The organism is Amycolatopsis albispora (assembly GCF_003312875.1).
Lineage (GTDB): Bacteria > Actinomycetota > Actinomycetes > Mycobacteriales > Pseudonocardiaceae > Amycolatopsis > Amycolatopsis albispora.
In genome coordinates this window covers 4,980,483-4,993,504 of record NZ_CP015163.1, presented here as the reverse complement: position 1 = coordinate 4,993,504, position 13,022 = coordinate 4,980,483, and the positions used below count along the sequence as shown (strand labels likewise).

The window sequence follows — 13,022 nt, the reverse complement described above, 5'->3', positions numbered from 1 at the left end:
GCTGAGCTCAATTGTTCGTTGAGGAAGACACGGTACTGTTCTGGCGTCAGCGAGCCTTGGAGGAACCACCACTATGTCGTCCGAAAGCGTTGCCGCGCGGCTGCAGACCCGCAACGGGATCGACTTCGCCGTGGCCGATCTCGCACTGGCCGAATTCGGCCGCAAGGAGATCCGCCTCGCGGAACACGAAATGCCCGGCCTGATGGCGCTCCGGCGTGAATACGCGGAGGTGTACCCGCTGCGTGGCGCCAGGATTTCGGGCTCGCTGCACATGACCGTGCAGACCGCGGTGCTGATCGAGACGCTGGTCGCGCTCGGTGCCGAGGTGCGGTGGGCTTCGTGCAACATCTTCTCCACCCAGGACCACGCGGCCGCGGCGGTGGTGGTCGGCCCGCACGGCACCCCGGAGGAGCCGAAGGGCGTGCCCTGCTTCGCGTGGAAGGGCGAAACGCTCGAGGAGTACTGGTGGTGCACCGAGAAGATGCTCACCTGGGGCGGCGAGGGCCCGAACATGATCCTCGACGACGGTGGCGACGCGACCATGTTGGTGCACAAGGGAACCGAGTTCGAGAAGGCCGGCGTGGTGCCGTCGCCGGACGACAACGATCCCGACGAGTGGAAGGTTTTCCTCGGCCTGCTCAAGGAATCCCTCGCCGCCGACACCGGCAAGTGGACCAAGATCGGTGAGGGTGTGCTCGGGGTCACCGAGGAGACCACCACCGGCGTGCTGCGCCTGTACCAGCTCGCCGCCGCCGGTGAGCTGCTGTTCCCGGCGATCAACGTCAACGACGCGGTGACCAAGTCGAAGTTCGACAACCGCTACGGCATCCGCCACTCGCTGATCGACGGCATCAACCGCGGCACCGACGTGCTGATCGGTGGCAAGGTCGCGGTCGTCTGCGGTTACGGCGACGTGGGCAAGGGCGCCGCGGAATCGCTGCGCGGCCAGGGCGCGCGCGTGGTGGTCACCGAAATCGACCCGATCTGCGCGCTGCAGGCGGCGATGGACGGCTACCAGGTCAAGAAGCTGGAGTCGGTGCTGCCCGAGGCGGACATCGTGATCACCACCACCGGCAACAAGGACGTGGTGATGGTCGAGCACATGGAGAAGATGAAGCACCAGGCCATCGTCGGCAACATCGGCCACTTCGACAACGAGCTCGACATGGCCGGGCTGGCGCGGTACCCGGGCATCGTGCGCAACAACATCAAGCCGCAGGTAGACGAGTGGGTGTTCCCGTCGGGCCGGTCGATCATCGTGCTGTCCGAGGGCCGTCTGCTCAACCTCGGCAACGCCACCGGGCACCCGTCCTTCGTGATGTCGAACAGCTTCTCGAACCAGGTGATCGCGCAGATCGAGCTGTTCACCAAGCACGAGGAATACGACAACGAGGTCTTCCGGCTGCCGAAGAAGCTGGACGAGAAGGTGGCGAAGATCCACCTCGAAGCCCTCGGCGGCGAGCTGACCAAGCTCACCAAGGAACAGGCCGAGTACATCGACGTCGACGTCGAAGGCCCCTACAAGTCCGACCACTACAGGTACTGAGTTGTTGGCCGCGCCTCCGGCGCGGCGGGCGAGGTCGCCGGGAAGCCGAGCCCTCACCCTGTCCATCGCACCCCTGCCCACCGCCGCCGGTACGCTGCGGCGGTGGGCAGGCTTGTGGTGATCGAGGGGCTCGACGGGGCCGGTAAGCGGACCCTGACGGAGAACCTGACGAAGGCGTTGCACAACGCGGGCGCGACCGTCGGCACGCTGGCGTTCCCGCGTTACGGCGTGAGCGTGCACGCCGACCTGGTGCGCGAAGCGCTCCACCGGGGCCACGGCGATCTCGCCGATTCCGTGTACGGCATGGGCCTGCTCTACGCCCTCGACCGGGCGGGCGCCGCGGACGAGATCCGGCGGCTGCTCGCCGGGCACGACGTGGTCCTGCTCGACCGCTACGTCTCTTCCAACGCGGCGTACGCGGCGGCGCGACTGCACCAGGACAGCGGCGGCGAAGTCGTGAAATGGGTGCGGGAACTGGAAATCGGCCGGTTCGGCCTGCCGGTGCCGGACGCGCAGATCCTGCTCCGCGTGCCGCGTGAGGTGGCCGCGGAACGTGCCGAGCGGCGTGCGCGTGAAGAAGCGGACCGCGCCAGGGACGCCTTCGAATCCGACCAGGGCCTGCAGGCCCGCTGCGGCGAGGTCTACGACCAGCTCGCCGCGGAGAACTGGCTGTCCCCGTGGTTCGTGCTCGACGGTGCGAACGCGGTGGACACCGCGGCACTCGCCGGCGACCTGCTGAAGTAGTCCTCTTTGGACGGTCAGTGCTGGAAGTAGCCCAGCTGCTCGGACAGTTCCGCGGCGGCTTCGGTCATCGGGCGCACCAGCTGCCGCACGCGCTGGCGGGACAGCCGGTAGGACGGCCCGGAGGCGCTCATCGCGGCGACCACCTCGCCGTGCGCGCCGTGAATGGGCACGGCCACCGCGTGCATGCCCAGCTCCAGTTCCTCGAAGCAGGCCGCGTACCCGTCCTCGGCGACCCGCTCCAGTTCCGCGCCCAACGCGGCCGCGTCGGTGGTGGTGCGCGGGGTGAACTGCTCCAGCCGCCGTCGCAGGATGCGGCGCCGCTCGGCGTCGGGCATGTAGGCGAGCAGCACCTTCCCGCTGGAGGTGGCGTGCAGCGGGGTGCGCTGGCCGGTCCAGTTCTGCGTGGTGATCGCGGCCGAGCCGCGGGCCTGGCTGATGTTGATCGCGCCGCCCTCGTCGGCCACCGCGATGTTGACCGTCTCGCCGAGCGACTCGGCCAGTGACTGGCAGGTCTGCCTGCCCAGCCTGGCCAGGTCCATCCGCCCGGTGGCCGCCCCGGCCAGCCGGACGATGCCGAAGCCGATGACGTACTTGCCGCGTTCGCCGAGCTGCTCCACCAGCCCGCGTGCCTCCAGCACGCTGACCAGGCGGGACGCGGTGGACTTGTGCACGCCCAGTTCGTGCGCGATCTCGGTGATCCCGGTTTCGCCGTTGCGCGCCAGCAGCTCCAGCACGCTGATCGCGCGGTCGACGGACTGGACCTGGCTCGGGGCTCCCTTGCTCTGCTCGGAGTTCCGCATGGCGCAACGGTAACCGTTCTGCGCGGTCCGGCTCGGCCGACCGGGTGAGCCGGGCCCGCCCCGGCGACCGGGTGACTTGATCGTCCATCCGGGCTAAGTGCGGCGATGATCACCCGCAGTTCGCCGGGTCGTGCGTGCGCGCACGCAGGTGGGTGCGAGTATGTGAACATGAAGGCACGTGTCTTGGTGGTCGACGACGACCCTGCGCTCGCGGAGATGCTCACCATCGTGCTGCGTGGGGAGGGGTTCGACACCGCTGTGGTCGCGGACGGTTCGCGTGCGCTGCCGGCGCTGCGCGAGCTGAAGCCCGACCTCGTCCTGCTCGACCTGATGCTGCCGGGAATGAACGGCATCGACGTCTGCAAGGCCATCCGCGCCGAGTCCGGCGTGCCGATCGTGATGCTGACCGCGAAGAGCGACACGGTGGACATCGTGCTCGGCCTCGAGTCCGGCGCGGACGACTACGTGGTCAAGCCGTTCAAGCCGAAGGAGCTGGTGGCGCGGGTGCGGGCCCGCATGCGCCGCACCGAGTCCGAGCCCGCCGAGTCGCTGGCCATCGGCGACCTGACCATCGACGTGCCTGGGCACGAGGTGACCAGGGAGGGCAAGGCCATTCCGCTCACCCCGCTGGAGTTCGACCTGCTGGTCGCGCTGGCGCGCAAGCCGCGTCAGGTGTTCACCCGCGAGGTGCTGCTCGAGCAGGTGTGGGGCTACCGCCACGCCGCCGACACCCGGCTGGTCAACGTGCACGTCCAGCGGCTGCGCTCGAAGGTGGAGAAGGACCCGGAGCACCCCGAGGTGGTGTTGACGGTGCGCGGCGTCGGGTACAAGGCGGGCCCGCCGTGAGCAGACCGGTGCGGGCCGGATGAGCAGGCTCGTCGCCGTCGGCCGGGCGACCGCGGCCACCGGCAGGCGGGTCGCCGCGTTCCTGCGCCGCCGGTCCATCGACTTCGGCGAGCTGTGGCGGCAGTCCCTGCAGTTCCGGGTCACCATCTCCACCCTGGCGCTGTCGTCGGCGGTGGTCTTCGTGCTGGGCATGGTGCTGCAGAACCAGATCACCGACCGGCTGATCGAGACCAAGAAGACCGCCGCGATCGCGCAGACCAGGGCCATCCTGGACAGCGCCGAGAGCGAGCTGTCCGGCATCGACGCGGCCACCGACGACCTCAAGCCGCGGCTGGAGAACGCGCTCCGCAAGATCACCAGCGTGCCCACCGGGCAGGACCCGACCAGCGCCAGCGCGGGTGCCTTCGAACCGGTGCTGGCCAGCGCGGATCCCGGGAAGTCCGTCGAGACCAACGTGGTGGCCGGCCCGTTCGACAAGGTCACCCCGCGGTTGCGGCAGTTCGTCGAGGGCGAGCAGTTCTCCGAGCAGATCCACACCGCGGGTCCGGAAGGCGCCCGCACCACGTACCTGATGATCGGCGCCCCGATCACCGGCGCGCCGCGGCCGCTGCAGCTGTACCTGCTCTTCCCGCTGACCGCCGAGCAGAACACCGTCTCGACCGTGCAGAACACGCTGCTGGTCGGCGGCCTGGTGCTGCTGTTCCTGCTGGTGCTGATCACCAACCTGGTCACCCGCCAGGTGGTGCACCCGGTGCGCCGGGCCGCGGCCGCCGCCGAACGGTTCGCCGACGGTGACCTCGACCAGCGGCTCGGCGTGCTCGGCGAGGACGACCTGGCCAAGCTCGCCCAGTCGTACAACGAGATGGCGGCGAGCATCCAGCGGCAGATCCGGCAGCTGGAGGAGTTCGGCCAGCTGCAGCGCCGGTTCACCTCGGACGTCTCGCACGAGCTGCGCACCCCGCTGACCACCGTGCGCATGGCCGCCGACGTGCTCCACGCCTCGCGTGAGCAGTTCCCGCCGGGGCTGGCGCGGTCCACCGAGCTGCTGGTCGACGAGCTGGACCGGTTCGAAGCGCTGCTCGGCGACCTGCTGGAGATCAGCAGGCTGGACGCCGGGGTCGAGGAGCTGTCCGCGGAGCTGATCGACGCGCGGCCGATCGTGCGGCGCGTGGTCGAGCAGGTCAAGGTGATCGCCGGCGAGGCGGGCAGCGCGCTGGAGATCGAGCTGCCGGACACGCCGGTCGAAGCCGAGCTGGACGCCAGGCGCGTCGAGCGGATCCTGCGGAACCTGCTGGCCAACGCGGTCGACCACAGCGAGGGCGAGCCGGTCCGGGTGCGGATGGCCACCAACGAGCACGCGCTGGCGATCACCGTGCAGGACTTCGGCGTCGGCCTGCGGACCGGCGAGGCCGGGCTGGTGTTCAACCGGTTCTGGCGCGCCGACCCGTCACGCAACCGCCGCACCGGCGGCACCGGCCTCGGCCTGGCGATCAGCCTGGAGGACGCGAAGCTGCACGGCGGTGAGCTGGAGGCGTGGGGCGAGCCGGACCGCGGTGCCTGCTTCCGGTTGACGCTGCCGCTGCGCCAGGGTGAGGAGTGGGAGCAGAGCCCGCTGGACCTGCCGCCGGACGTGCCGCCGGGCGGGTTCATCGGCATCGAGCCCGACGAACCTGCCGGTGAGGTGTCCGTGACGCCGGACCTGGTGGCCGCCGAACGCGAGGAGGTCAGGTGAGGAAACGACTGCGGGCGATCGGCGCGCTGCTGGCCTGCCTGACCGTGCTGGGCGCGAGCGCGTGCGCCACCGTGCCGGAGGAGTCGCAGGCGCGGGTCATTTCCTCGGGCGGCATGGCACCGCCCGCACCGCCGGTGCCCGAACCGGAGAAGGACCTCGACGCGCTGGGCGTGGTCCGCGAGTTCGTCGAAGCGAGCGCGCAGCCGAACAACGACAACGCCAGGGCGCGGGTGTTCCTCGACCCGCCGTCCAAGGCGACCTGGCGGCCCGATCGCGGGCTGACCGTGATGGAGGAGAAGTTCGACACGGTCTACGCGCCGCAGCAGCCGGCCGACGAGAACCGGCGGATCGTGCTGCTGCGCGGCACGAACGTCGGCAAGCTGGGCCCGGACAGCGCGTTCATCCCGCTGAGCGGCGGGTTCGAGCAGCCGGTCCAGCTGGCGCGGCAGCCCGACGGCCAGTGGCGCATCGTCTCGCCCGCCAACAACGTGGTGATCACCGAGCCGGACTTCACTCGCAACTACTTCCGCGTGCCGGTGTACTTCTTCGCCAGCGACCGCAACGCGCTGGTGCCGGACCTGCGGTACGTGGTGCAGAAACCGCAGTCCGGGCTGCCCGGCCGGGTGATCGACCTGCTGCTCGCCGGGCCGTCGGACTTCCTCGACGGCGCGGTGAACAACCCGCTGGGTGAGCAGGCGGCGATCGAGCAGAACGTGGCGGGCGGTCCCGACGGCGTGGTGACCGTGCCACTGACCGGCGTCGGTGAGCAGAGCGAGGAGCAGAAGCTGCTGATCGCCGCGCAGGTGGTGAGATCGCTGCAGAGCGTGACGAGCAGCCGGATCAGACTGCTTTCGGACGGCGTTTCGCTGGTGCCCGGTCGCGAAGAGTGGCGAGCCAGTGACATCCCGTCGTACGAAACGGCGGCGTCGCCGGGCTCGGACCTGCACGGGTTGATGGTCTCCGGCGGCCGGGTGCGCTCGCTCAGCGACGGCGCGCCGATCCCGGGTCCCGCCGGTGCGCGCGCTTATGACGTGGTCACCGCGGCGCAGTCGCTGGACGGCAGGCAGCTGGCGGTGGTCGAGCGCGAGAACGGGCGGCTGTGGCTGCGGGTCGGCGAGTTCGGGCACGAACTGGCCAGGACCGAACTGAGCGGGGACAGGCTGAGCAGACCGACCTGGCGGCCCGCGCTGCCGGGGCCCGGTGGCGGCGGCGAACTGTGGACGGTGGTCGACGGCTCGCAGGTGGTGCGGGTGCTGCGGACCGCGCAGGGCACCTGGGCCAGCCAGGTGGTCAACGCCGACACCGTGCGCTCGCTGGGGGCGGACATCTCCGCCATCCGCCTGTCGCGCGACGGCACGCGGGTCGCGATGGTGATGGCGGGGAACCTGGTGGTCGCGTCGGTGGTGCGGACCGCGGACTCGGTGATCCTGCGGTCGCCGCGCATGCTCCAGGCGGAGCGGCTGCGGAACGTGAAGGACGTGGACTGGGCGAGCCAGGACAGCCTGGTGGCGATCACCGACTCGGCTTCGCTGCCGGTGGTCCGCGTGCCGGTGGACGGGTTGCGGCTGGACCAGTTCAACCTGTCGAACCTGACGCCGCCGCTGCACGCGATCACCGCCGCGCCGAGCCGCCCGGTCGTGGTCGCCGACGTCGAAGGCCTGTGGACCGCCTCGGAGGTGGGGGAGGTCTGGAGCCCCCACGACCACTCCATCCCCGGGGACGCCATCCCGTTCTACCCGGGCTGAGTCGTTGGCCTCGGCTTCGCCGAGGCGCGGAGGTCGCTGTTGAGCCGACGCCTCAGGTGAGCACTCGTCACGGCCTTGGGGGCCGCGCCGAGCGCTCACCTCAGGCGTCGGCGCGACCTCCGGGATCGTGTCCGTCGAACTGCAAGATCTTGCCGTTCGGTTCGGGGTTGTCGGTGGTGGTCGGCAGGGTTTGGGGCATGAGCAGAGTCTTTGACCTTGTGCTTCCGCCCGTCTGCGCCGGTTGCGGTGAGCCCGGTGCTGCCTGCTGCGCCACCTGCGTACCCGTGCCCGTTCCGCTGGTGGCGTGCCCTCGGTCGCGACCTGCGTCGAACTGCAAGATCTTGCCGTTCGATTCGGGGTTGTCGGTGGTGGTCGGCAGGGTTCGGGGCATGAACAGAGTCCTTGACCTCGTGCTTCCGCCCGTCTGCGCTGGTTGCGGCGAGCCCGGTGCCGCCTGCTGCGCGACCTGCGTCCGTGCCTGGGGCACGCCTACGCCCGTCCCGCTGGCCACGGTCGCCGCGTTCGCGCTCGCGCGTTACACCGGCGTCGCCCGTCGCCTCGTGCTCGCCTACAAGGAACGCGGCCGCCGAGACCTTGCGCCCGTACTCGGCGGGCTGCTCGCGAAGGCCGTACCGTACTTACCAGGAGCGAGCCCCGCCCCCGGCGGACGCTGGTGGCTGGTCCCGGTGCCGTCGCGCCGGGCCGCCTCCCGGGTCCGCGGCGGGCCGCACATGCTCCGGCTGGCGCGCGCCTGCGCCCGCCTGCTGGCCGAGCGCGGCCATCCGGCGGCCGTCGCGCCCGGTCTCGTGCTGGACTCCCGGGCCAGGGACGCCGTCGGCCTCGCCAGGCACCAGCGCGCCGCGAACCTCGAAGGCCGGATCAAGCCCGAACCAGCTGGCCTGCCGCCGCCCGGCACCCCGGTCCTGCTGCTCGACGACGTGCTGACCACCGGTTCCACGGTTTCGGCGTGCGCGCGAGTGCTGCGTGCGGCGGGCTACCCGGTTACCGCCGGGTTAACGCTGACCAACGCTCACTCGTCCGAGTGAAGCTGCGCCGGGAACATTTCGACCCGTCCCGCCCGTTGTCGGGATATGACGCGGTCAGTGGCCACAGCGCCCCGGGGAGTAGGTACTGCCGGAGTGGGCGCCGGGTTCACCACCGCCGTCACCGTCACGATTTCCGGGCCCCTTTCACTGAGCCTTTGGCGTGAAAGGAGTGCCCGCGCAATGCTCCGAACGGGTCGGAAACCCACGAGTAACCGGCGTAGTCCATTGCTCGCAGTGACGGCTTCTCACGGCTTGACATCCCCCGGCTCGGGGGCTGTTGTTACGGGCCAGAGCGGGCTAACGTGCTCCGCTATCAGCACACCCGGTAGACGGGGAGGTGAGAAGCCCATGTCCCTGGCGCCGGAGGCGCGCTGAGCCCGCGTCCGGTCGGCCGCCACGAGACGTCGTGACCGTGTCGCCGGATTCTCTCAGCGAGGCGTACTTCCGTTCTGCCGCTCCGGCGGATTCCGAAATATGCAGTCCCGATTTCACCGGCGCCGTAATGCTCACAAGCTCGCAGTCAATTCAGCGAGGGAGGTCGTGTATGGACATCGTCGTGAAGGGCCGTAACGTGGAGGTGCCCGAGCACTACCGGGCACACGTCAGCGAAAAGCTGTCGCGGCTGGAACGCTATGACAAGAAGGTCATCCGTTACGACGTGGAACTTTTCCACGAGCCCAACCGCCGCCAGGCGAAGAACTGCCAGCGCGTGGAGATCACCGTGGCTGGCAAGGGACCCGCCGTCCGAGCGGAAGCCTGTGCCGGCGACTTCTACGCCGCGCTCGACGCCGCGGTGAGCAAGCTGGAGAACCGCCTCCGCCGGTCCCACGACCGGCGTCGTGTCCACTATGGACGCCGCCGTTCCGAATCGGTCGCCGAAGCGACCTCGGTGGCAGGCGGAATGGCCGATTCCGGCAGGCGGCCCGCCGCGAGCACCGCCGTATTGGACGCGCCCGTCCACGACGACCTGCCGCTCGAAGCCGGTCGCGCGGCCGAGATCGACGTGCCCCAGCAGCGCTGGGACGATGGTGTGGCCGAACACCTCCCCGGCCGCATCGTCCGCGAAAAGCAGCACGACGCGGAACCCATGAGCGTCGACCAGGCCCTCTACGAGATGGAGCTGGTCGGGCACGACTTCTACCTCTTCAACGACTCCGACACCGGCAGGCCGAGTGTCGTCTACCGCAGGAAGGGCTTCGACTACGGCGTGATCCGGCTCGCGAAGTGAGCTGAAACCCGTTCCGTCCACCCGTCCGACGGCCCGCACGCTCCGCGCGTGCGGGCCGTCGGCCTGTCCGAGCAGCATCTTTCGTACGGCGGTGCGTGCACGAACACCGGCACGTTCCCTACGATGGTGGACGGGCAACCCCCCGACCCCCCGAAGTACGCATAGTCATAGTGAGGTCTCCTGAGATGGTTCTGAACCGCCTGCTCCGCGCGGGCGAGGGCAAGATGGTCAAGCGCTTGCGCCACATCGCCGACCACATCAACACCCTCGAAGACGACGTCAAGAACCTCTCGGACGCCGAACTGCAGGCGAAGACCGGCGAGTTCCGCGAGCGGTTCGCCAACGGGGAATCGCTCGACGACCTGCTGCCGGAGGCCTTCGCGGTGGCGCGCGAAGCGGCCTGGCGGGTGATCGGCCAGCGGCCGTTCGACGTCCAGCTGATGGGCGGTGCCGCGCTGCACCTCGGCCAGGTCGCCGAGATGAAGACCGGTGAAGGCAAGACCCTGACCCAGGTGCTGCCCGCCTACCTCAACGCCATCGCGGGCAAGGGCGTGCACGTCATCACGGTCAACGACTACCTGGCGAAACGTGACGCCGAGTGGATGGGCCGCATCCACCGCTTCCTCGGCCTCGACGTCGGCGTGATCCTCTCCGACATGACCCCGGAGCAGCGCCGCGCGGCCTACAACTGCGACATCACGCACGGTACGAACAACGAGTTCGGCTTCGACTACCTGCGCGACAACATGGCGTGGGACATCAACGACTGCGTGCAGCGCGGCCACAACTTCGCCATCGTCGACGAGGTCGACTCCATCCTGATCGACGAGGCGCGGACCCCGCTGATCATCTCGGGCCCGGCGGACCAGTCCTCGCGCTGGTACGTCGAGTTCGCCAGGATGTCGCCGCTGATGAAGGCGGACGTGCACTACGAGGTGGACATCCGCAAGCGCACGGTCGGCGTCACCGAGAAGGGCGTCGCGTTCATCGAGGACCAGCTCGGCATCGACAACCTCTACGAGGCGGCCAACACCCCGCTGGTCGGGTACCTGAACAACGCGCTGAAGGCCAAGGAGCTGTACAAGCGCGACAAGGACTACATCGTCCGCAACGGCGAGGTCCTGATCGTCGACGAGTTCACCGGCCGTATCCTGGCCGGCCGTCGTTACAACGAGGGCATGCACCAGGCGATCGAGGCCAAGGAAGGCGTCGAGATCAAGGCCGAGAACCAGACGCTGGCCACGATCACGCTGCAGAACTTCTTCCGCCTCTACGACAAGCTCGCGGGCATGACCGGTACCGCGGAGACCGAGGCCGCCGAGTTCCACCAGACCTACAAGCTGGGTGTGGTGCCGATCCCGACGAACCGGCCGATGATCCGCGTGGACCAGCCGGACCTGATCTACAAGACCGAGGAGGCGAAGTTCGAGGCGGTCGCCGAGGACATCGCCGAGCGGCACGCCAAGGGGCAGCCGGTGCTGGTCGGCACCACCAGTGTGGAGAAGTCGGAGCACCTGTCGAAGCTGCTGCTCAAGCTGCAGGTCCCGCACGAGGTGCTGAACGCGAAGTACCACGACCGGGAGGCGCTGATCGTGGCGCGCGCCGGGCGCAAGGGCGCGGTCACGGTGGCCACGAACATGGCCGGTCGTGGTACCGACGTCGTGCTCGGCGGCAACCCGGACATCATCGCCGACGAAGTGCTGCGCGAGCGCGGGCTCGACCCGGTGGAGCACTCGGAGGAGTACGAGGCCGCCTGGCCGAAGGTGCTCGAAGAGGTCAACGCCGAGGTCAAGGCCGAGGCCGAGGAGGTCCGCGAAGCGGGCGGGCTCTACGTGCTGGGCACCGAGCGGCACGAGTCGCGCCGCATCGACAACCAGCTCCGCGGCCGGTCCGGCCGTCAGGGCGACCCCGGTGAGTCGCGGTTCTACCTCTCGCTCGGCGACGAGCTGATGCGGCGCTTCAACGCGACCATGGTCGAGCGCGTGATGACCACCATGCGCCTGCCGGACGACGTGCCGATCGAGCACAAGATGGTCTCCAAGGCGATCAAGAGCGCGCAGACGCAGGTCGAGCAGCAGAACATGGAGATCCGCAAGAACGTCCTCAAGTACGACGAGGTGATGAACCAGCAGCGCAAGGTCATCTACAGCCGTCGTCGCAAGGTGCTGGAGGGCGAGGACCTGCGTGACCAGGTGACGAACATGCTCACCGAGGTGGTCAGCGCCTACGTGACCGAGGCCACCGCCGAGGGCTACGCCGAGGACTGGGACCACGAGAAGCTGTGGACCGCGCTGAAGATGCTGTACCCGGTCAGCGTGCAGTGGGAGGACCTGGCCGACGAGAGCGACGACCTGGACGCCGAGTCGCTGCGTGACGCGCTGGTCGAGGACATCCACGCGGCCTACGAGCGGCGTGAGGCGGAGATCGACGCCACCGTCGGCGAAGGTGCGATGCGCGAGCTGGAGCGCCGGGTGATGCTGTCGGTGCTGGACCGCAAGTGGCGTGAGCACCTCTACGAGATGGACTACCTGAAGGAGGGCATCGGCCTCCGCGCGGTCGCGCAGCGTGACCCGCTGATCGAGTACCAGCGCGAGGGCTTCGACATGTTCGACCGGATGGTCGAGGCGCTCAAGGAGGACGCGGTCGGGCTGCTGTTCAACCTGCAGGTCGAGCGGCAGGACCCGCCGCCGGCGGCCGAGCCGGCGACCGACCTGCCGGTGCCGCTGCCCACCGGTGGCGCCAACGGTGCGGCGCCGGAGGAGAACGGGCGGCACGCGCAGCCGGTGCCGCCGCAGCCGAAGACCGACCCGGTGCCCGCCGCCCTGCGGGGCAAGGGTCTCGGCGGTGGCACGCAGCGCGGCCTGACCTACTCGGGCCCGGCCGAAGACGGCGGCGTCGAGTCCCACGGCGACGCGGCCGGCGCCGATGACGCGGCCAGCGGCGGCGGCACCCGCCGCGAACGCCGCGCGGCCGCCCGCGCCCAGGCGAAGAAGGGCAAGAAGGGCCCGCGCCGCTAACCCCGGCGACTGCTGTACCGGCGAAGGCCACGCACCCTCGTGTTGGGTGCGTGGCCTTCCTCGTTCCCCAGGCACCGCGCTCACCGGCATCCGGCAAGGCGGCCGACCTTCACGTACGACCGGTCGTACGTGAAGGTCGGCCGGGCCATTCCGGCTCCCGCCGGTCAGCAGCGAGCCCGGGCGGGCCGCCCGGGCACGCGGCTGCTGGGCGACAGTTCGAGCGCGCGGGCGGCTCGGGCATACGGCCGCTGGGCGGCGGTTCGGGCGCGCGGGCGGCTCACACGGGTCGCTGGGCGGACGGCTCGGGCGCACGGTCGC

General features: G+C 69.8%; 10 protein-coding genes. 8 read left to right on the top strand and 2 right to left on the bottom strand.

Features of this window, described 5'->3' with window-relative positions:
- Positions 1–73 precede the first annotated feature (73 nt).
- Positions 74–1,546 carry an adenosylhomocysteinase gene (gene ahcY / locus A4R43_RS23480; RefSeq protein WP_113694310.1) on the top strand — a complete coding sequence of 491 codons (1,473 nt, stop codon included), beginning with the start codon at positions 74–76 and terminating at the stop codon, positions 1,544–1,546.
- A gap of 102 nt (positions 1,547–1,648) precedes the next feature.
- The gene (locus tag A4R43_RS23475; protein ID WP_236808205.1) at positions 1,649–2,290 is read left to right on the top strand and encodes a dTMP kinase; all 642 of its coding nucleotides are present in this window, start codon (positions 1,649–1,651) and stop codon (positions 2,288–2,290) included.
- Positions 2,291–2,304: 14 nt separating this feature from the next.
- On the opposite strand, the gene A4R43_RS23470 is transcribed toward A4R43_RS23475, so the two are convergent.
- Entirely contained in the window at positions 2,305–3,090 is a 786-nt protein-coding gene (locus tag A4R43_RS23470; protein ID WP_113694308.1) for an IclR family transcriptional regulator, read from the bottom strand.
- Positions 3,091–3,258: 168 nt separating this feature from the next.
- Between A4R43_RS23470 and mtrA the strand changes: the two genes are divergently transcribed.
- The 3 genes from mtrA to A4R43_RS23455 are packed head-to-tail and all read left to right on the top strand — an operon-like array spanning position 3,259 to position 7,413.
- The gene (gene mtrA, locus A4R43_RS23465) at positions 3,259–3,936 is read left to right on the top strand and encodes an MtrAB system response regulator MtrA (protein WP_113697829.1); all 678 of its coding nucleotides are present in this window, start codon (positions 3,259–3,261) and stop codon (positions 3,934–3,936) included.
- A 19-nt stretch (positions 3,937–3,955) separates the two neighbouring features.
- On the top strand, positions 3,956–5,668 hold the full coding sequence (gene mtrB, locus A4R43_RS23460; protein ID WP_113694307.1) for an MtrAB system histidine kinase MtrB: 1,713 nt from the start codon (positions 3,956–3,958) through the stop codon (positions 5,666–5,668).
- Positions 5,665–7,413, top strand: coding sequence for an LpqB family beta-propeller domain-containing protein (locus tag A4R43_RS23455; RefSeq protein ID WP_236808204.1), 1,749 nt, complete (start codon positions 5,665–5,667; stop codon positions 7,411–7,413). The genes mtrB and A4R43_RS23455 overlap by 4 nt, the downstream gene beginning before the upstream one ends.
- A 100-nt stretch (positions 7,414–7,513) precedes the next feature.
- Here the strand turns inward: A4R43_RS23455 and A4R43_RS42860 are convergent, their stop codons facing one another.
- On the bottom strand, positions 7,514–7,804 hold the full coding sequence (locus A4R43_RS42860; RefSeq protein WP_162788568.1) for a hypothetical protein: 291 nt from the start codon (positions 7,802–7,804) through the stop codon (positions 7,514–7,516).
- Between A4R43_RS42860 and A4R43_RS23450 the strand changes: the two genes are divergently transcribed.
- From A4R43_RS23450 to secA, 3 genes are all read left to right on the top strand, one after another.
- Entirely contained in the window at positions 7,803–8,459 is a 657-nt protein-coding gene (locus A4R43_RS23450; RefSeq protein ID WP_113697827.1) for a ComF family protein, read from the top strand. The genes A4R43_RS42860 and A4R43_RS23450 overlap by 2 nt on opposite strands.
- Before the next feature lie 544 nt (positions 8,460–9,003).
- Positions 9,004–9,687, top strand: a complete 684-nt coding sequence (gene hpf, locus A4R43_RS23445; RefSeq protein WP_113694306.1) for a ribosome hibernation-promoting factor, HPF/YfiA family — start codon at positions 9,004–9,006, stop codon at positions 9,685–9,687.
- 185 nt (positions 9,688–9,872) lie between these two features.
- Positions 9,873–12,704: a preprotein translocase subunit SecA gene (secA, locus tag A4R43_RS23440; protein ID WP_113694305.1), complete on the top strand. Its 2,832-nt coding sequence runs from the start codon at positions 9,873–9,875 to the stop codon at positions 12,702–12,704.
- Positions 12,705–13,022 lie beyond the last annotated feature (318 nt).

What these genes read in the sequence shown, in the direction of transcription:
- ahcY (WP_113694310.1), top strand. Translation starts at nt 74, where the DNA reads ATGTCGTCCGAAAGCGTTGCCGCGCGGCTGCAGACCCGCAACGGGATC.
- A4R43_RS23470 (WP_113694308.1), bottom strand. Translation starts at nt 3,090, where the DNA reads ATGCGGAACTCCGAGCAGAGCAAGGGAGCCCCGAGCCAGGTCCAGTCC.
- mtrA (WP_113697829.1), top strand. Translation starts at nt 3,259, where the DNA reads ATGAAGGCACGTGTCTTGGTGGTCGACGACGACCCTGCGCTCGCGGAG.
- mtrB (WP_113694307.1), top strand. Translation starts at nt 3,956, where the DNA reads ATGAGCAGGCTCGTCGCCGTCGGCCGGGCGACCGCGGCCACCGGCAGG.
- A4R43_RS23450 (WP_113697827.1), top strand. Translation starts at nt 7,803, where the DNA reads ATGAACAGAGTCCTTGACCTCGTGCTTCCGCCCGTCTGCGCTGGTTGC.
- A4R43_RS42860 (WP_162788568.1), bottom strand. Translation starts at nt 7,804, where the DNA reads ATGCCCCGAACCCTGCCGACCACCACCGACAACCCCGAATCGAACGGC.
- hpf (WP_113694306.1), top strand. Translation starts at nt 9,004, where the DNA reads ATGGACATCGTCGTGAAGGGCCGTAACGTGGAGGTGCCCGAGCACTAC.
- secA (WP_113694305.1), top strand. Translation starts at nt 9,873, where the DNA reads ATGGTTCTGAACCGCCTGCTCCGCGCGGGCGAGGGCAAGATGGTCAAG.